The organism is Micromonospora sp. CPM1, from assembly GCF_023896895.1.
In the GTDB taxonomy this organism is placed as follows: domain Bacteria; phylum Actinomycetota; class Actinomycetes; order Mycobacteriales; family Micromonosporaceae; genus Micromonospora; species Micromonospora tulbaghiae.
Genome location: NZ_JAMHIU010000008.1, coordinates 125,366 through 143,586, shown reverse-complemented (window position 1 = coordinate 143,586; position 18,221 = coordinate 125,366). Strand labels below are relative to the sequence as shown.

The 18,221-nt window shown below is 74.8% G+C and carries 17 protein-coding genes and 1 riboswitch; of the genes, 3 read left to right on the top strand and 14 right to left on the bottom strand.

What is annotated here, in order from left to right:
- Positions 1–69: 69 nt before the first annotated feature.
- Positions 70–2,874, top strand: coding sequence for a hypothetical protein (locus M8C11_RS12250; protein ID WP_252449603.1), 2,805 nt, complete (start codon positions 70–72; stop codon positions 2,872–2,874).
- Between the two features lie 46 nt (positions 2,875–2,920).
- Here the strand turns inward: M8C11_RS12250 and thiC are convergent, their stop codons facing one another.
- From thiC to thiE, 7 genes are all read right to left on the bottom strand, one after another.
- Positions 2,921–4,513, bottom strand: a complete 1,593-nt coding sequence (thiC, locus tag M8C11_RS12245; protein WP_252449602.1) for a phosphomethylpyrimidine synthase ThiC — start codon at positions 4,511–4,513, stop codon at positions 2,921–2,923.
- Positions 4,514–4,530: 17 nt separating this feature from the next.
- On the bottom strand, positions 4,531–5,319 hold the full coding sequence (gene thiD, locus M8C11_RS12240) for a bifunctional hydroxymethylpyrimidine kinase/phosphomethylpyrimidine kinase (RefSeq protein WP_252449601.1): 789 nt from the start codon (positions 5,317–5,319) through the stop codon (positions 4,531–4,533).
- Positions 5,316–5,987, bottom strand: coding sequence for a thiamine phosphate synthase (locus tag M8C11_RS12235; RefSeq protein ID WP_252449661.1), 672 nt, complete (start codon positions 5,985–5,987; stop codon positions 5,316–5,318). Before M8C11_RS12235 ends, thiD begins: the two co-directional genes overlap by 4 nt.
- A gap of 71 nt (positions 5,988–6,058) precedes the next feature.
- Entirely contained in the window at positions 6,059–6,832 is a 774-nt protein-coding gene (locus tag M8C11_RS12230; protein ID WP_252449600.1) for a thiazole synthase, read from the bottom strand.
- 5 nt (positions 6,833–6,837) lie between these two features.
- Positions 6,838–7,038: a sulfur carrier protein ThiS gene (gene thiS, locus M8C11_RS12225; protein ID WP_013288601.1), complete on the bottom strand. Its 201-nt coding sequence runs from the start codon at positions 7,036–7,038 to the stop codon at positions 6,838–6,840.
- Entirely contained in the window at positions 7,029–8,114 is a 1,086-nt protein-coding gene (thiO, locus tag M8C11_RS12220; RefSeq protein WP_252449599.1) for a glycine oxidase ThiO, read from the bottom strand. The genes thiS and thiO overlap by 10 nt, the downstream gene beginning before the upstream one ends.
- The gene (thiE, locus tag M8C11_RS12215; protein WP_374668009.1) at positions 8,111–8,734 is read right to left on the bottom strand and encodes a thiamine phosphate synthase; all 624 of its coding nucleotides are present in this window, start codon (positions 8,732–8,734) and stop codon (positions 8,111–8,113) included. Before thiE ends, thiO begins: the two co-directional genes overlap by 4 nt.
- Positions 8,732–8,843, bottom strand: a riboswitch (TPP riboswitch). It overlaps the preceding gene by 3 nt.
- A gap of 118 nt (positions 8,844–8,961) precedes the next feature.
- Between thiE and M8C11_RS12210 the strand changes: the two genes are divergently transcribed.
- The gene (locus M8C11_RS12210; RefSeq protein WP_252449597.1) at positions 8,962–9,873 is read left to right on the top strand and encodes a DUF559 domain-containing protein; all 912 of its coding nucleotides are present in this window, start codon (positions 8,962–8,964) and stop codon (positions 9,871–9,873) included.
- A gap of 270 nt (positions 9,874–10,143) precedes the next feature.
- Here the strand turns inward: M8C11_RS12210 and M8C11_RS12205 are convergent, their stop codons facing one another.
- From M8C11_RS12205 to M8C11_RS12190, 4 genes are read right to left on the bottom strand one after another with little or no spacing between them, the layout of a single operon-like run.
- A complete protein-coding gene (locus M8C11_RS12205; protein ID WP_252449596.1) occupies positions 10,144–11,106 on the bottom strand; it encodes an aldo/keto reductase in 963 nt (320 codons plus the stop codon).
- Positions 11,107–11,127: 21 nt separating this feature from the next.
- Positions 11,128–11,934 carry a nucleotidyltransferase family protein gene (locus tag M8C11_RS12200; RefSeq protein WP_252449595.1) on the bottom strand — a complete coding sequence of 269 codons (807 nt, stop codon included), beginning with the start codon at positions 11,932–11,934 and terminating at the stop codon, positions 11,128–11,130.
- Positions 11,931–13,610 (bottom strand): ABC-F family ATP-binding cassette domain-containing protein, encoded by a 1,680-nt coding sequence (locus tag M8C11_RS12195; protein WP_252449594.1) that lies wholly within the window; start codon positions 13,608–13,610, stop codon positions 11,931–11,933. The genes M8C11_RS12200 and M8C11_RS12195 overlap by 4 nt, the downstream gene beginning before the upstream one ends.
- A gap of 41 nt (positions 13,611–13,651) precedes the next feature.
- Positions 13,652–14,257: a class I SAM-dependent methyltransferase gene (locus tag M8C11_RS12190; RefSeq protein ID WP_121685025.1), complete on the bottom strand. Its 606-nt coding sequence runs from the start codon at positions 14,255–14,257 to the stop codon at positions 13,652–13,654.
- Positions 14,258–14,382: 125 nt separating this feature from the next.
- On the opposite strand from M8C11_RS12190, the gene M8C11_RS12185 reads away from it, so the two are divergent.
- Positions 14,383–15,612 carry a hypothetical protein gene (locus M8C11_RS12185; RefSeq protein WP_252449593.1) on the top strand — a complete coding sequence of 410 codons (1,230 nt, stop codon included), beginning with the start codon at positions 14,383–14,385 and terminating at the stop codon, positions 15,610–15,612.
- 7 nt (positions 15,613–15,619) lie between these two features.
- Here the strand turns inward: M8C11_RS12185 and truA are convergent, their stop codons facing one another.
- From truA to M8C11_RS12170, 3 genes are all read right to left on the bottom strand, one after another.
- Positions 15,620–16,453, bottom strand: coding sequence for a tRNA pseudouridine(38-40) synthase TruA (gene truA / locus M8C11_RS12180; protein WP_120573093.1), 834 nt, complete (start codon positions 16,451–16,453; stop codon positions 15,620–15,622).
- A 70-nt stretch (positions 16,454–16,523) separates the two neighbouring features.
- The gene (gene rplQ, locus M8C11_RS12175) at positions 16,524–17,084 is read right to left on the bottom strand and encodes a 50S ribosomal protein L17 (RefSeq protein WP_013288611.1); all 561 of its coding nucleotides are present in this window, start codon (positions 17,082–17,084) and stop codon (positions 16,524–16,526) included.
- Positions 17,085–17,118: 34 nt separating this feature from the next.
- Entirely contained in the window at positions 17,119–18,141 is a 1,023-nt protein-coding gene (locus M8C11_RS12170; RefSeq protein ID WP_007073009.1) for a DNA-directed RNA polymerase subunit alpha, read from the bottom strand.
- Positions 18,142–18,221 lie beyond the last annotated feature (80 nt).

Sequence of the window (18,221 nt, the reverse complement as noted above, 5' to 3'; positions counted from 1 at the left end):
CCGGCAGGTTCGCCGCGCCGCGCGGCGGCAAGGTGGCGATCGGGGGCACCGGGCCGTAACGTGCCCGACATGGCCTTTCGGACGTGGGGCAGGCTGCTGCTCACGGCGCTCGGCGTGAGCGTACTGGCCGGGGCCGGCCAGTTGGGCATCGCGTACGGCTTCGGAGTCGTACGCCTCGACGGCGCGTTCGTGGACGTCTCGGTCAACCGGTGGCCCGCCCAGCTCGTCTGGGTGGGCTGGTTCGCCGCGGTCGCCACGGTCGCCGGAGCCGTCCTCACCGAGCGCTTCGCCCGCCGCGACGACGATCAGGGCGGCACCACCGAACTGCTTTCCATCGCCGGCGTGAGCGCGCTCGGCGCGATGGTGGTCGCCCCGCTGTGCATGCAACCGGCCCGCGCGGCCGAGCTGGGCGGATCCGTCGACCCGGTGTGGGCCGCCGGCATCTGCGCCGCCCTCGGCGCGGTGGTCGGAGCGGGCGCCGCGATCGCCGTCCTGCTCAAGCCGCCGTTCGGCTGGGGCGTCGCGATCACCGCCGGGATCGTCTGGCTGATGGCGCTGCTCTCCGTCGCGCCCACGATCGTCTCCAGCCGCCCGCTGGCCACGGTACGGCTCGGCGTCCTCGAACCCTCCTGGCTCGACCCGGAGGCGGCGCAACGCCTGTCCATGCTGCTGCTGCCGGTGCTCGCGCTGCTGGCCGGCGGGGCGGTCGGCGTACTCGCCCGCCGGGCCGAATGGCCGCCGCTCGTCGGCGGCGCGGCCGGGGCGGCCGGCCCGGTGCTCGTCGCGTTCGCCTACCTGACCGCCGGTCCCGGCTCGGCGACCGACCGCTACCAGGTCGCGCCCTACTACGGCGCGCTGATCGCCGTGATCGCCGGCGCGCTCGGCTCGACCGCCACCACTGTGCTGCCCCGGCCGGTCACCACGGGTGATCCCGACGCCGTCGAGGCCACCGACATCCTCGCGCCGCTGCCGCACTCGTCCACTCCGGGCGTTCCGGCCGCCCCGCCCGCGCCTCCGGTGACCAGCGGCGCAGCCGCGCCGGCGCACTGGAACTGGCCGGAGGCCGGCGGCTCGGCCACGGTGTCGGCACCGGCCGGTACCGATCTTCCCGCCGCCGATCAGCCGGCCGTCACGGGACAGCCGGTGGGCGACCGTCCGGCCGTCGTCGACACGGGCCACGGCCAGCCCATGCCGGGCCTGCTGCCCCCGGGGCGCCGCACGTCGGCCATCGACGTCCTCGCCGCGGGCCGCCCCGACCCGGTCCCAGGCGCGGGCACGGGCGCGGGCACGGCACGCACGGACAGTGCCGGCGAGGCGGTCACCACGGACCGCACAGCCACCGCCGACCGGGCCGTCGCCGGTTCCGGACCCGCCACCACCTCGGCCACCGGCGACCGCGCCTCTGACACCACCGCAGTCACCCCGGCGGACAGCAAGGACACCTCCGCAGCCGCACCGGCCACCGGCTACGGCTCCGCAACTGGCGATGTCGCACCGGAACCGGCTCAGGAAGCGGCGGCGACCGCGCCACGGGTGACCCGGCCGCGCCGTACCCGCGCCGGCCGGTCCGGCGGGACGACCGACGGACCGGCGTCACCCGCGGACGACACCACAGCAGCACCCCGCACCGGGGACGCCGCCTCGAAGGACGCGTCACCGGCCACCGGCGGCACCACCGAGAGCCACGTTCCCGGCCCGCGTACGGACAGCGGTGCCCTCGCCGGACCGGTCCCGGCCGACGCGGACGGCGACACCCCCGCCGCGCCACCGGCCGAGTCCACTGCCGGAACCGGCCGTTCCACCCGTTCCCGTCGCCCCCGTACCCCGAAGGCCGGACCGCGTGCCGGCGCCCCGGCCTCCCCCGAGTCCGCCCCGGCCGACATCGCGCCGACGACGCCGAGCAGCCCGGCCGACGCCACGCCGACGACGCCGAACAGCCCGGCCGACGCCGCGCCGACGACGCCGAGCGGGCAGGCCGACGCCAGGCCGGAAAGCACCGACGCCCAGGCCGGCTCGACCGACGCCGCGTCGACGGCGACCGGGCGGCGGACCCGTCCGGCCCCGGACGCCACGAACACCGCCGCGATCCCACCGGCCCCGGACGCAGTCCAGGACGACGCGGGCACCACCTCGGCACCGGGCCACCCGGACCCCGGCACGCAGGGCGGCCCGGCTCCCCACACCGGCACCCCCACCGGGGATGGCGCATCGTCCGGGCGTACCGGACGCAGTTTCTTCTTCGACGACCCGGCGCCGGCCCCGTCATCCCGGCCCCGGTTCCCGATGTTCGAGGACGTCACCGGCGCGCCCGGCGAGGTACGCCCGGCCTGGCCGATCACCCCGGCTACCCGTCCGCACCGCGCCGCCACCACCGAACCGGACGCACCGCTCCGCGACGGCGCGGAGGCGAGCGTCCCGGCCGAGCCGGCGCCGCGTCCCCGGCACCGGGGCCTGCCCGAGCCGGGCGCGAGCGCCGGTTGGGACGCGCTGGCCACGAACGCCCGTCCCGCCGGGCCGGTCGCCCGGCCGGAGGCAGGGCCGGTCGCCCGTCCCGAGGCGGTGACCGCCGTACCGGCCGAGGCCGTCACCGCGCTTCCGGAAGCCACCGCGCCGGAGACGAGCGAGCCGGACTCCCGGCGCGGGCGGCACGCCGAACCGGACGACGCCGACGCGCCCGCCGGGAAGTCGAAGCCTCTGCGTGGTCTGTTCCGCCGCAACCGCGGGGCCAAGGGCGAACCGGAGCCGGCCGACCGTACGGCCGAGCCGACCACCGCTGCCGACGACGAGTACGTGGACTGGGTCGCCGGTCTCGCCTCGGACGACAACGCCGACGACGCCCGCTCGCTGCGGACCGGACGGCACCACCGCGACTGAACGAGCACCGGGGCGGGCCGGATCGCACGGCCCGCCCCGGCCTCGCTCACGCCAGCGGCAGGTAGACCCGTGACCCGGAGGCGACGAACTCCTCCGACTTGCCGCGCATGCCCCGCGCCGCGTAGTCCTTCAGCTCCTGCGTGATCTTCATGGAGCAGAACTTCGGCCCGCACATCGAGCAGAAGTGCGCGGTCTTCGCCGGCTCGGCGGGCAGCGTCGCGTCGTGGTACGCCCGCGCGGTCTCCGGGTCGAGCGCCAGGTTGAACTGGTCCTCCCAGCGGAACTCGAACCGGGCCTTGGACAGCGCGTCGTCCCACGCCTGCGCGCCTGGGTGCCCCTTGGCCAGGTCGGCCGCGTGCGCCGCGATCTTGTACGCGATCACGCCCGCCTTCACGTCGTCGCGGTCGGGCAGCCCGAGGTGCTCCTTCGGGGTGACGTAGCAGAGCATGGCGGTGCCGAACATGCCGATCATCGCCGCGCCGATCGCGGAGGTGATGTGGTCGTACGCGGGCGCGACGTCGGTGGTCAGCGGACCGAGCGTGTAGAACGGCGCCTCGTGGCACCACTCCTGCTGGAGGTCCACGTTCTCCTTGATCTTGTGCATCGGCACGTGCCCGGGGCCCTCGATCATCACCTGCACGTCGTACTCCCAGGCGACCTTCGTCAGCTCACCGAGCGTGCGCAGCTCGGCGAACTGCGCCTCGTCGTTGGCGTCGGCGATGGAGCCGGGGCGCAGACCGTCGCCGAGGGAGAACGTCACGTCGTACTTAGCGAGCAGCGAACACAGCTCCCGGAAGTTCGTGTAGAGGAAGTTCTCCTCGTGGTGCGCCAGGCACCAGGCGGCCATGATCGAGCCGCCCCGGGACACGATGCCCGTCACCCGGTCCACCGCGAGCGGCACGTACGGCAGCAGCACCCCGGCGTGCACGGTCATGTAGTCGACGCCCTGCTCCGCCTGCTCGATGACGGTCTCGCGGAACACCTCCCAGCTCAGCTTCACCGGGTCGCCGCCGACCTTCTCCAGTGCCTGGTAGATCGGCACCGTGCCGATCGGCACCGGCGCGTTCCGCACGATCGCCTCGCGCGTCTCGTGGATGCGCTTGCCGGTGGACAGGTCCATCACGGTGTCCGCGCCCCACCGGGTCGCCCAGGTCAGCTTCTCCACCTCCTCGGCCACCGACGAGGTGACCGCCGAGGTGCCGATGTTGGCGTTGACCTTCACCAGGAACGCCTTGCCGATGACGGCCGGCTCGCACTCCGGGTGGTTGACGTTCAGCGGCAGCACGGCCCGCCCGGCCGCGATCTCGTCCCGCACGAACTCCGGCGACACCGACTCCCGGATCGCCACGAACTCCATCTCCGGCGTGACGATCCCGGCCCGGGCGTACGCGAGCTGCGTCGGCCGCTTCCCGTCCACACCCGCCAGCGGCGTGCCGGCGCCGCGTACCGGGGCGACGTCGCCGCGCTCGGCGATCCACGGCCCGCGCAGCGCGGGCAGCCCCACCTCCGGGTCGGAGCCGGGACCGGAGGTGTCGTAGAGCCGTACCGGAGGGTTGTCCCCGGTCAGCGGCACCTCGGCGAACGGCACCCGGATGTCCGGGCGTGACCCTTCCACGTACACCTTGCGACGTGCCTGCATGACAGCCTCCCTGTCGCTCATGCGGACCAGCCGAAGTGGTCCAGCGGGCCGCGTCCCGCGCCCAGCTCCCAGGTCCGCGCGCCGGTCAGCGCGCGGGTGACGTACTCCTTGGCGGCGGCCACCGCGACCGGCACCGCGTCGCCCGCGGCGAGCCGGACCGCGACGGCGGCCGAGAACGTACAGCCGGTGCCGTGGTTGTGCCGGGTGTCCACCCGGGGTGCGCGCAGCAGCCGCGTGGTCCCGCCGCCCGCGAGGACGTCGACCGACTCGCCGTCGGCGTCCACGTCGCCGCCGGTCACCACCACGAACGCCGGGCCGCGCGCCGCCAGCGCCTCGGCCGCCGCGACCATCTCCTCCACGGTGCCCACCGGGCCTCCGGTGAGGGCCGCGGCCTCCGCACAGTTCGGCGTCGCCACCTCCGCGTACGGCAGCAGCCGCTCGACCGCCTCCACCACGCCGAGCCGGTGCCCGCTCGTGGCGACCAGCACCGGATCGACGACCAGGTGCGGCAGCCGCCCGGCGCGGGCCGCCTCGGCGACCGCGTCGGCGACGGCCGGGGTGCCGAGCATGCCGCTCTTCACGGCCCGCACGTCGAAGTCGCCGAGCACGCTGTCCATCTGGTCGCGCACGGTCTGCGGGGGCAGCGGCAGGACGGCGTCCACGCCCCGGGTGCTCTGCGCGGTGACGGCGGTGAGCACTGTCGTGCCGTACGCCCCGAGCGCGGCGAACGTCTTGAGGTCGGCCTGGATGCCCGCTCCCGCTCCGGAGTCGGAGCCGGCGATGCTGAGAACTGTTTTCGGCGTCACTGGTTCTCTTCCTCGGTTGCGGTTCGGGGCTGCGGACCTCCGCCGGAATGTGCAGGCGTGGTGACACGGGTGGTGGCCGCCTCCTGGAAGGCTCTGCCCAGCGTGGTGGCGGTTTCTCCCGGGTCGTCCGCGCGCATGATCGCGCCCAGCACGGCTACTCCGGCGGTGCCCGCCTCGACGCATGCGGTGACCTGGGCCGGGGTTTCGATGCCGCCGAGGGCGAGCACCGGGACCCGGCTGGCTGTCACCAGCGCGGCGAGTCCGGCCGGCCGCAGCGCCGGGCCGTAGCCGGGCTTCGTCCTCGTCTCGTAGACCGGGGACAGCGTCGCGTAGTGCTCGGTGGTGAGCCGGGCCAGCTCGGCGGTGTCGTGGCAGGAACGGCCGACCAGTCCGACGGCGGGCGGCGGGTACGGGCCGGCGGCGGGCAGGTGCACCGCGTCCCCGTCGAGCGGATCGGGTCCGGCGACGACGAGCGTGCCGCAGGCCTCGGCGAGGATCGCGCGCAGGTCGGCGGCGAGCGCGAGGCGTTCGGCGCGGGGCAGGTCCTTCTCCCGCAGCACCACCCACCGCACTCCCCCACCGACGGCACCCGCCACCACGTCGACGAGCGCCCCCCGAGCCACCCGCCGGTCGGTCAGCAGCACGATTCCGGTCGGCCCGGCGTAGATCTTGGTACCCGGCCGCCCGTCCAGGGGCGCGCGCGTACCAAGATCGCCGGGAACGGTGGCGCGTGAAGCGGTCACAGGTCGGGCCGCCCCTCGTCCGGGGTGGACGCCAGGGCGTGGAAGCGGCGGGCGATGCGGCCCGCGCCGTACGCCAGGCGGCCCGCCTCGACCGCGTACCGCATCGCGGTGGCCATCGCCACCGGGTCGGCGGCCCGGGTCACGGCGCTCGCAAGCAGCACCGCGTCGCAGCCCAGCTCCATCGCGAGCGCGGCGTCGGAGGCGGTGCCGATGCCCGCGTCGAGCACCACCGGCACGTCGACGGCCTGCCGGATCAGCCGGATGTGGTGCGGGTTGCCGATGCCCAGCCCGGAGCCGATCGGCGACCCGGCCGGCATCACCGCCGCGCACCCCACGTCGGCCAGCCGCCGGGCCAGCACCGGATCGTCCGACGTGTACGGCAGCACCGTGAACCCGTCCGCCACCAGCTCCTCGGCGGCGCGCAGCAGCTCCACCCCGTCGGGCAGGAGTGTGCGCTCGTCGCCGATCACCTCCAGCTTCACCCACTCGGTGTCGAACGCCTCCCGGGCCAGGTGCGCCGTCTTCACCGCCTCGACGGCGGTCCGGCAGCCGGCCGTGTTCGGCAGCAGCCGTACGCCGCACCGCTCCACCAGGTCGAGCAGGCCGCCCGACCCGCCGGGCGTGGTGTCCACCCGACGCAGCGCCAGCGTCACCAGCTCGGTGCCGGAGGCGCGGATCGCCTGCTCCAGCACGTGCAGGTTGGCCGCGCCGCCGGTGCCGAGGACGAGCCGGGAGCCGAACGTGACCCCGCCGATCTCCAACGTGGACATGACGCTCACCCGCCCTGGGTGGCGCTGAGCACCTCGACCCGGTCGCCGTCGCGCAGCACGCTCGCCGACCAGCCGCCGCGCGGCACCACCTCGCCGTTCACCGCGACCGCGAGCCCGCGCTCCCGGTCGGTGACGGTGCGGACCACCTCGGCGACGGTGACGCCCTCGGGCAGCGTCCGGCCGGTGCCGTTGACGATCAGTTCCACGTGCGCTCCTTCCCGAAGCGGTCCGGGGTGAAGGGGGCGAGCGCGGGATCCGGCTCGCCGGTGACGATCAGCTCGGTGACCAGGTCCGCGGTGACCGGGGTGAGCACGATGCCGTGCCGGTGGTGCCCGGTCGCGGCGAGCACGCCCGGCTGCCCGGGCAGCGGCCCGATGATCGGCGCGTTGTCCGGCGTGCCGGGGCGCAACCCGGCCACGGCCTCCACCAGCTCGTACTCGACCAGTTCCGGCACCAGCTCGGCGGCGGCGCGCAGCAGTGTCAGCACGCCACCGGCGGTGACCTCGGTGTCCGCGCGCTCCTCGACCGTCGCCCCGACCACGACCTCGCCGCTGTCCCGGGGCACCAGGTAGACCGACTCGCTGTCCGCGTACCCCCGGATCACGTGCCGGAAGCCCGGCGGACCGCCGCCGGGCGCGCGCAGCCGCAGCACCTGGCCCTTCACCGGCCGGACCGGCAGGCCGGTCAGCGCCGCCGCGCCGCAGCCGGCCGCGACCACGGTGACCCGCGCGTCCACCTCGGACAGCGCGCCGACGCGCGCCGGGCGCAGCTCCACGCCGGCGCGCTCGGCGGCCGTGCGCAACGCGGCGACCAGCCGCCGCGGGTCGACCTGGTGGTCGCCGGGCGCCACCGCGCCGCCGCGCACGCGCGGCGCCAGCGCCGGTTCGCGGTCGCGCAGCTCCGAGGGGCGCAGCGGCGTGATCGGCAGTCCCAACCCCCGTTGGTACGACCACAGCCGCCCCGCCTCGGCCAGGTCGTCGGCGGTGAGCCCGACGACGAGCGTGCCCTCGGTGCGGTGGCCGACGTCGACGCCGCTCGCCCCGGCCAGTTCGGCGGCGAAGCCGGGCCAGCGGGCGGCCGACTCGACGAGCAGCCCGGTCAGCTCGTGCTCACCGAAGTACGCCTCGGCGACCGGCGACAGCATCCCGGCCGCCACGGAGGACGCGCCCGACCCGGGCCGGTCGTCGTGCACCACCACGCGCAGTCCGCGCTGCGCGCACCGCCACGCGATCGCGAGTCCCACCGGCCCGGCGCCCACCACCGCCACGTCGGCCGGGCTCATCGCGTCAGCGCCCGCAGCAGCTCGGCGGTGGCGTGCGCGGGATCGGCGGCCAGGCTGAGTGCCCCGACCACCGCCACCCCGTACGCCCCGGCGGCCCGCAGCGCCGGCACCGTCGCGGCGGTCACCCCGCCGATCGCGATCACCGGGACGCTCACCGCCTCGGCGACCGCGCGTATCCCCTCGGGGCCGATCGGGTCCGGCAGGCCGGACTTGGTGGTGGTGGCGTGGCACGGGCCCACGCCCAGGTAGCTCGCGCCCGCGTCCACCGCCGCGCGGGCGCCCACCGGTTCGCGGGCGGTCGCGCCGAGCACGGCGTCCGGGCCGAGCACCCGGCGCGCGGCGGCCACCGGCAGGTCGTCCGCGCCGACGTGCCCACCGGCGGCGTCCACCGCGAGCGCCACGTGCAGCCGGTCGTTGACCAGGCACCGTGCCCCGTACGGCCGGCACGCCTCGGTCACGCGGCACGCCAGCTCGTACGCCTCCCGGTCGGTGGCGTCGTCCTCCACACGCACCTGCACGACGAGCTCGGCGCCCGCCACGGGCAGCGCGGCACGCAGCACGGCGAGCGGGTCACGCCCCGGCCGCGTGTCGGTGATGAGATGCAGTCGTCCCAGGGACAGCACGGCAACGCTCCTCCCTGCGCCGGCATTACCCGGATCAGGTTCGACGGTCGGGGGCTCCCAGCCCCCCTCTCAGCCCGGTCCGCACCGGGCTCCCGTGGGTCACTTGCGGCCTACCGTACGACGCCTCCCGCCCGGACGGAAGCCCGGGTGAGGTTTTTCCCAGGAACCAGCCGTCCGCCGGATCGGGGCAGCGGGTGACCGTCCCGTCACGACACGCTGCCGGGATGTCCGTTCCCGCCCGTGTCCCGCGCCGCCTGGCGACAGTGCCGTTCCGGGGCGGCCGTGCCGTCTCCGAAGGGCTGCTCACCTGGACGATGCTGCGCGGGCCGACGTGGATCCGCCTGCTCCCGGACGTGTACGTGCACCGGGACGGACACCGCGCCGACGACCACCGGATGTGGTGCGAGGCGGTGGCGTTGCGCCTGCCGCCGGGTGCCGTGCTGGCGGGACGCAGCGCCGCGTGGTTGTCCGGCGCGGACGTGCTCACCCGCGACGCGCCGGTGACAGTGCTGCTGCCGGCGGCCGCGCGACTGCGACCGCACCCACGGATGCGGGTGGCCCGGTCGCCGCTGCCCGATCGGGATCGCACCCTCGCCGGCGGGCTGCCGGTCACCACCCCGCTGCGTACCGCGTTCGACCTGGGCCGGCAGGGCCCACTCGCCGAGGCGCTGGTCGCCGTCGACGCGCTGCTGCGCCGCCGGGTCGTGGAGCTGCCCGTCCTGCGGGCCTACGCCGCCGACCGGCCGGGCTGGCCGGGCGCTCCACTGCTGCGCGAGGTGCTGGCGCTGGCCGAGCCGCTGAGCGAGTCCCCGATGGAGACGCGGCTGCGGCTGCTCCTGCTCGACGCCGGCCTCGGCCCGCTCACCGCCCAGCACGAGGTACGCGCCGGCGGGCGCTTCGTGGCCCGGGTGGACCTGGCCTGGCCGGCTCTGCGCCTCGCGGTCGAGTACGACGGCGACCACCACCGCGAACGGGCTCACTTCCGGCGGGACGTGGCACGCCTGAACGCGCTCCGCGCCGCCGGGTGGGTCGTGCTGCGGTTCACCGCTGACGACGTGCTCCGCCGTCCCGACGCCACAGTGGCCCTGGTACGCCAGGCCCTGGCAGAACGTCGCACCGCCGAGGCGCACCACTGACCCGTGCCCGCCGCCCGCCGCCCGCTCGCCCGAAAACACCACGGCCGTCAGGCCCACTCGCAGACACCCATGACGTTCCACTCACCGTCAGAATCAGCCGCTAGTGGAACGCCATGGGTGCCTCAAGGCCCGCTTGACACCCACGGTGTTCCACTCGCCGTGAACGCTGCCGGGGAGTGGCACGCCGTGGGTGCCTCGATGCGCGGGCACGCCCGACGCGCGGGCGCACGCCCGACGTGCGGGAGGGCGCGTCGGTACCTGGCGGGGACGTCAGAGGATGGCGTCCAGGGCGTCCAGGTCCTCGTCGGTGGGCTGCCAGGTGCCGGCGGCGGCGTTGGCCTTCACCTGCTCGGGAGTGGTCGCCCCGGCGATCACCGAGGTCACCGCGGGACGGGCCGCCAGTCCGCCGATGGCCACCTGGAGCATGCTGATCCCGCGCTCGGCCGCGTACGCCTCGATCGCCTCGATGACGTCCCAGCGCGCGGCGGCAAGCCGCTCGGCGTACCGGCCGCCACCGGCCAGGCGGCTGCCCGCCGGGGGTGCCTCGCCCCGCTTGTACTTGCCGGTGAGCAGCCCGTTGGCGAGCGGGAAGAACGGCAGCATGCCGAGGCCGAACCGCTCGCAGGCCGGGATCACCTCGTCCTCCACCCCGCGTTCCACCAGCGAGTAGTGGTTCTGCGCGGAGATGAACCGGGTACGCCCCTGCGACGACGCGGTCCAGTCGGCGTCGGCGATCTGCCACCCGGCGAAGTTGGAGTTGCCCAGGTAGCGCACCTTGCCGGCGGTCACCAGGTCGTCCAGCGCGGCGAGCGTCTCGTCGATCGGGGTGCCCGGGTCGGGCTCGTGCATCTGGTACAGGTCGATGTGGTCGGTGCCGAGCCGGCGCAGCGACGCCTCGACGGCGCGGGCGATGTAGCGGCGGGCGCCCCGGGCGCCGTGGTCGGGCCCGTTCGCGCCGTTCATGTCCATGCCGAACTTGGTGGCCACCACCACGTCGTCGCGGCGACCCTTGAGCGCCTGGCCGAGCAGTTCCTCGGAGGCGCCCTGCGGCTCGCCGTAGATGTCGGCGGTGTCGAAGAAGTTGATCCCGGCGTCGAGCGCGGCGTCCACCACCGCGCGGGTGCCGTCGAGATCGAGTTTGCGGCCGAAGTTGTTGCAGCCGATACCGACCACTGACACCACGAGCCCGGAGTCGCCCAGCCGGCGATAGGTCATCTCACTCACGAGATCCACCCTATGCCCGCTCCGCGGGTGTCACCCGGAGAGCGGGGGCACCTCGGCGGCCAGCACCCGGGCGTCACCGATGGTGGCCGCCAACTCCTCGGGGGTACGCCCCACCGCGCCCAGCAGCGCCTGCGCCCGCTCGGCGAAGTCCGGCGGCGCACCCGGCAGGCGCCCGGCGGAGGCGATCATGCCCTTCTCGTTCACCAGCCACCGTCCGGCCCGGCCGTGCAGCGCGTGGACCAGCACCCCGACCACCCGGAACAGGCAGCCCGTCACGTAGCCGGCGTCGCCCCCGGCCGCGCCCTTGGCCGCGCCGTCGAGCAGCAGCCCGGTCTCCCAGCCACCGGCCACCAGCGCGGCGCCGAGCGCGGGCGGGTAGTCGACGGTCTCGGCGCGCAGCGCGGTCAGCTCGCCGGTCGGGTCGCCGAGCACCCGTCCGAGCGCCACCTCCCCGGCGTACGCGTGGGAGTAGAAGCCGAGCGGGTGCCCGGCCTGCGCCTCGACCGTGTAGCGGCCGGCCCGGCAGTCCGCCCAGACCCGGTGCACCCGGTCCAGGTCGCGGTAGATCCAGTCCACTGCGACCCCGCCGACACGCAGCCAGCCGCCCCCGTCGACCCACGGTCCCCAGCCGCCCGGGGCGGTGAGGTCCACCGGCCCGTCGGCGATCGAGGCGGCCACCGCGCGCAGCCCGGCCAGGTCGGGCGTACCCCGGTAGTAGAGGCCCAGGTCCCAGTCGGAGTCGGGCCGGTGGTCGCCGCGGGCGCGGCTGCCGCCGAGCGCCACCGCGACCACCCCGTCGACCGCGCACAGCCGGTCGACCACGTCCTGGTCGATCACCCCACGTCCCAGACCGGCTCGGGCGTCTCGACCACGTCGCCGTCGCCGCGGAACAGCACGAACCGGTCGAAGGTACGGGTGAACCACCGGTCGTGGGTGACAGCGACCACCGTCCCCTCGAACGCGGTCAGCCCGGCCTCCAGCGCCTCGGCCGAGGCCAGGTCGAGGTTGTCGGTGGGCTCGTCGAGCAGCAGCAGCGTCGCCCCGGACAGCTCCAGCAGCAGCACCAGGAAACGGGCCTGCTGCCCGCCGGAGAGCGTGCCGAACCGCTGGTCGCCCTGACCGGCCAGCTCGTACCGGGACAGCGCCGCCATGGCCGCGTGCCGGTCCATGCCGGCGCGGTGGTCGTCGCCGCGCCACAGCACCTCGACGAGCGTCTTGGCCGTCAGCTCGGGCCGGTCGTGGGTCTGCGAGAAGTGCCCGGGCCGGACCCGGGCGCCGAGCCGGACCATGCCGCCGTGTGCGACGGGCGCGAGCGCGGCGGCGCCGTCGACCGGGGTGTTGCCCGGCTCCGGGTCGGTGCCGCCCCGGGCCAGCAGGCGCAGGAAGTGCGACTTGCCGGTGCCGTTCGCGCCCAGCACCGCGACCCGGTCGCCGTACCAGAGTTCCAGGTCGAACGGGTACGTCAGGCCGTCCAGCTCCAGCTGCTCGGCGATCACCGCGCGTTTGCCGGTCCGCCCGCCGGTCAGGCGCATCCGGATGTCCTGGTCCTTCGGGGGTACGGGCGGCGGCCCGGCCTCCTCGAACTTGCGCAACCGGGTCTGCGCGGCCTGGTAGCGGGAGGCCATGCCGTCGTTGTACGCGGCCTTCTGCTTGTACATCAGCATCAGCTCGCGCAGCTTCTGGTGTTCCTCGTCCCAGCGTTTGCGCAGCTCGTCGAGGCGGGCGTGCCGGGCCACCCGGGCGTCGTGCCAGCTCGCGAATCCGCCCGGGTGCACCCAGGCGCTGCCGCCCTCCACCGCGACGACCCGGTCGGCGGTCTGCGCCAGCAGTTCCCGGTCGTGCGAGACGTAGAGCACGGACTTGCCCGACTCGCGCAGCCGCGCCTCCAGCCAGCGTTTGCCGGGTACGTCGAGGAAGTTGTCCGGCTCGTCGAGCAGCAGCACCTCGTCCGGGCCGCGCAGCAGCAGCTCCAGCGCGAAGCGCTTCTGCTGGCCGCCGGAGAGCGTGCGGACCGGCCGTTCCCGGGCGCTGTCCCAGGGCAGGTCCAGCACGATGGTGGCGACGGTGTCGAAGAGCACCTCGGCGTCGTACCCGCCGGTCTCGCCCCAGGCGGCGAGCGCCTCGGCGTACGCGAGCTGGGTCTTGGCGGCGGCGGAGCTGTACTTGCCGCGGACCTCGGCCGCCCGCATGGCCGCCTCGGTCTCGGCGAGCCGCCGTCCGGCGTCGCGCAGCGCCGGCGGCGCGAGCGACAGGGCCAGGTCGGCGAGCGTGGACTCGTCGCCGATCATGCCGATGAACTGCCGCATGACGCCGAGCCCGCCGGAGCGGGCGATCGCGCCGGTCTTCACCGGCAGGTCACCGGCGACCATCCGCAGCAGCGTGGTCTTGCCGGCGCCGTTCGGGCCGACCAGCGCCACCTTGGCACCCTCACCGACCCGGAACGAGACGTCGCTGAACAGCTCACGCCCGTCCGGGAGGATGTGCCCGGCTCCTGCCACGTCCACGTATCCCACGCGGGCATCCTGCCCGAGCCGGGGCGGTGGACGACACCGGATTACCGGGTGACCCGCAGCACCCGGTAGCCCTTCTGGCTGGCGTGCCGCTCGACGGACCAGCCCTGCTCGACCAGCCAGCGGTGCAGCGAGTCGCCGCCGAGGTGCCGGGCGACGACGAGCCAGGCCACGCCGTCCGGGGCGAGCCGGGGCAGCCAGCGCAGCAGCAGGCCGTGCAGTTCCGCCTTGCCGATGTGGATCGGCGGGTTGGACCAGATCTGGGTGAAGGTGACGTCGTCGGGCAGTTCGTCGGGCGCGACGGCGCGTACCCGGTCGGCGGCTCCGACCCGGGCCGCGTTGGCGGTGGTGAGGGCGCGGGCGCGCTCGTTGACGTCCACCGCCCAGACGGTCGCCTTCGGCGCGGTGGTGGCCAGGACGCAGGTGATCGGGCCGAAGCCGCAGCCGATGTCGAGCAGCGCGCCGGTGACGTCGGCGGCCGGCAGGTCGGCCTTGCGCAGCAGCACGGCGGTGCCCGGGTCGAGCCGGTCGGCGGAGAAGACGCCGCCGGCCGAGGCGAGCGTGTAGTCGCGCCCGGCGACTGTGAACTCGACCTCGCGCGGGCGGGCCGGGGTCGAGGGCTCAGCGGTGAAGTAGTGGTCGCCGGTCACGCCCGCATTCTCGCACCGGGGCGGAGCGGTTCCGGCGACGGTGTCACGGGCGGGGTCGCGCGCCACTCCGCCAGATTTTCCCGATATTACCCCTGAAAGGGACAATCAGACCTACTCTATGCCACATGGTGTACCGGTACGAGTCCGATGAGGACGCCTTCCTGGAGTACCCGAAGCCCGGGTCGGCCCCGAACGGGCCCGCAGCCGCGACGCCCCCGCCCGCGGGTCCGTCACGCTCCCGCTTCCCCACGCCGTCGCTGCCCCGGCCGCCCCGGCCCACCGTCCAGCCGGCGCTGCCGCCGTCCGGTGCGGCCGAGCAGCAGGCGCTGCCACCGACCGGACCCGACGAGCAGGCGGTGGCCGACGACGCCCGTGCCCCGGTTCCCGCGCCCCCGGCCCCGGCGCCGACACCGGGACGGCCCGCGCCACCCCGGGAGCCCTCGCCCGTGCCGCAGCCCGCGCCGCCCGCGCCGGCACCCGTACCGGCGGCGGCGAACCGGCCGACGGTGCCGATCCCGGCCAGCCCGACCGCCCGCGCCGCCGACGTCACCGAGCTGCCCCGGACCCGGCGCGCCGAGCGCCGCGGCGGCGGCCGGTTCTGGCAGACGCTCGTCGGCGGCGCCGCCGTACTGCTCCTGCTCTCGCTCACCGGCCTGGCCGTCGCGGCCCTGCTCGACGAACGCACCGCCACACCGCCGGCCGGGCAGGCGACCCCGCAGCCGACCGAGTCGAGCACCCCGTCCGGCGTTACCGACCTGGACTCCCGGGACACCGACCAGGCGGCGCTCACCGCCAAGGAGGTCTTCCCGGCCAAGGACCTCGTGGTCACCGACGGGAAGCCGGCCTACCGGGTGCTCAAGACCCAGGCCAGCACGAAGTGCCAGGTCGCGGCCACCGGCGAGATCGCCGAGCTGCTGACCCGGCTCGGCTGCAACCAGGTCGTGCGGGGCACGCTCCGCTCCCCCGACGGCGACCACCTGATCACCGCCGGTCTGTTCAACCTCACCGACGTGGCCACCGCCCAGCGGGTACGCGACCGCATCCGGCCGCTGCTCGACGGGCGCCAGGGACGGTTCCGCGGCATGGCGGCGGGCGACGGCACCGAGTCGGTGGAGAAGGCCGCCGCCCGGGTCGCCTGGCAGGTACGCGGACACTACGTCGCCTTCTGCCTGGTCACCCGCGCCGACGGGGAACGCATCCCGAGCGACGACGCGACCGCCCGCGAGATCATGTACGACCTGGTCGAGCTGCACCTCAACCGGGGTGTGCTGGACCGTCGTGCGGCCGCCGGCACGGCCGGGCAGCCCGACGCGGACTCGGCCGGGGACAGCGCCGGTCAGCGGGGCACGGACTGAGCCGGGCTCAGCCCTCGGCCACCGGCACCCGCAACCGGCGGGTCTCCTCGGCGCGGCGGGCGTACTCGGCCGGGTCGGCCGGGTAGCCCACCTCGACCAGGGCGAGGCCGTGTGCGGGCGCCACTGTCACTTCGCTGGAGCGCTCGCGCCGGGTCAGCAGGCCGGCCGGCCACTGGACCGGACGCCGCCCGTCGCCCGCCACCAGCATCGCCCCGACCAGGCTGCGCACCATGTTCTGGCAGAACGCGTCGGCCTGCACGGTGGCGACCAGGATCCCGTCCGGGTCGCGCCGCCAGTCCAGCCGGGTCACCTCGCGCAGCGTGGTCGCGTTCTCCTTGCGCCGGCAGTACGCGGCGAAGTCGTGCTCGCCCACCAGTCCGGCGGCGGAGGCGTTGAGCGCCGCCAGGTCCAGCGGCTTCGGCCAGGCCAGGGTGTCCCCGCGACGCAGCGGCTCGGCGCCCCACGGTGCGTCGGTGACCCGGTACTCGTAGCGCCGGAACGTGGCCGAGAACCGGGCGTCGAAGTCGGCGGGCACCTCGGTCATCGCGCGGACCCGCACGTCCGGCGGCAGGAGCCGGGCCAGCCGGCGCAGCAACCGCCCCTCGTGCTCCCGCCACACCGCGGCGGGCAGGTCGAGGTGGCAGACCTGCCCGGTGGCGTGCACGCCGGCGTCGGTACGCCCGGCCACTGTCAGGCCGGTCGCCGTGCCCGCGCCGAGCACCAGGTCCAGCGTCTGCATGAGCACGCCGGCCACTGTGCGCCGGGTCGGCTGGGGCGCCCAGCCGGAGAAGTCGGTGCCGTCGTACGAGACGTCCAGCCGCAGCCGGGTCCGCTCGTCCACCTCGTACCTCCTGTCGACGGCGACGGGCCCGGCACCCCCGAGGGGATGCCGGGCCCGGTCGAGCCTGATCTCAGGCCTTGTCGTTCTCGGTGGCCTCGTCGCTGTCCTCACGGGCGGCGGCGGTGTCACCCGACGCGGAGACCGGCGCCTCGGCGTCCTGGTCACCGGCGCTGGAGCGCGGGGTCTCCTCGGCCGGGGCCAGGGCCTCGACCTTGTCCTGCTGGGCGGCCTTGCGGGCGGCGGTCTTCTTGTTCGCCTTCGGCTCGGCGACCTGAAGCTCCTCCACCAGCTCGATGATCGCCATCGGAGCGGCGTCACCCTTGCGCGGACCGGTCTTCACGATCCGGGTGTAGCCACCGTTGCGGTTGGCGTACCGGGGCGCGATCTGGTCGAACAGGGCGTAGACCACGTCCTTGTCCTTGACGACGCCCAGCACGCGGCGGCGCGAGGCGAGGTCGCCGCGCTTGGCCTTGGTGATGAGCTGCTCGGCCAGCGGACGCAGCCGCCGGGCCTTCGTCTCGGTGGTCTGGATCTTGCCGTGCTGGAACAGCGCAGTGGCCAGGTTGGCCAGCATCAGCCGCTCGTGCGCGGGGCTGCCGCCGAGGCGGGGGCCCTTGGTGGGCGTGGGCATGCTTGGTGCTCCTCAGGTGTGGCGGCAGCGCGGACTAGAGCTGCTCGGTCTCGCGGTAGTCGTCGGTGTCGTAGTCCGCCTCGCCGAAGGCGTCCACGACGTGCGCCGGGTCGAAGTTCGGAGCCGAGTCCTTCAGCCCCAGGCCCATCCCGGCGAGCTTCATCTTGACCTCGTCGATCGACTTCTGACCGAAGTTGCGGATGTCGAGGAGGTCGGCCTCGGTACGCCCGATGAGCTCACCAACGGAGTTGATGCCCTCGCGCTTGAGGCAGTTGTAGGAGCGGACGGTGAGGTCCAGCTCCTCGATCGGCAGGGCCAGGTCCGCCGCCAGCTGGGCGTCCTGCGGGGACGGCCCGATGTCGATGCCCTCGGCGGTCTCGTCCAGCTCCCGGGCGAGCCCGAACAGCTCCACCAGCGTCGAGCCGGCCGAGGCCAGCGCGGTACGCGGGCCCATCGACGGCTTGGTCTCGACGTCGATGATCAGCCGGTCGAAGTCGGTCCGCTGCTCGACGCGGGTCGCCTCGACCCGGTACGTCACCTTGAGCACCGGCGAGTAGATCGAGTCGACCGGGATCCGGCCGATCTCGGCGCCCGCCTGCTTGTTCTGCGCCGCCGTGACGTAGCCGCGACCCCGCTCGACGGTCAGCTCCATGTCGAGCCGGCCCTTGCCGTTGAGGGTGGCGAGCTTCAGGTCCGGGTTGTGCACCGAGACACCGGCCGGGGGCTGGATGTCACCGGCGGTCACGTCGCCCGGGCCCTGCTTGCGCAGGTACATGCTGACCGGCTCGTCGTGCTCGGAGCTGACGCACAGCTCCTTGATGTTCATGACGAGCTCGACCACGTCCTCCTTGACCCCGGGGATCGTGGTGAACTCGTGCAGCACACCGTCGATCTTGATCGAGGTGACCGCCGCACCCGGGATGGAGGACAGCAGCGTACGCCGGAGCGAGTTGCCCAGCGTGTAACCGAAGCCGGGCTCCAGCGGCTCGATGGTGAACCGGGAGCGGGTCTCGTTGATCGACTCTTCGGAGAGAGACGGTCGCTGGCTGATGAGCATCTTTTCTCTTCTCTTCCGGGGCGCCCGCTATTTGACGCCCACGACACAACTGTTCCGGTGGCCCGCCCGGAAGGACGGGC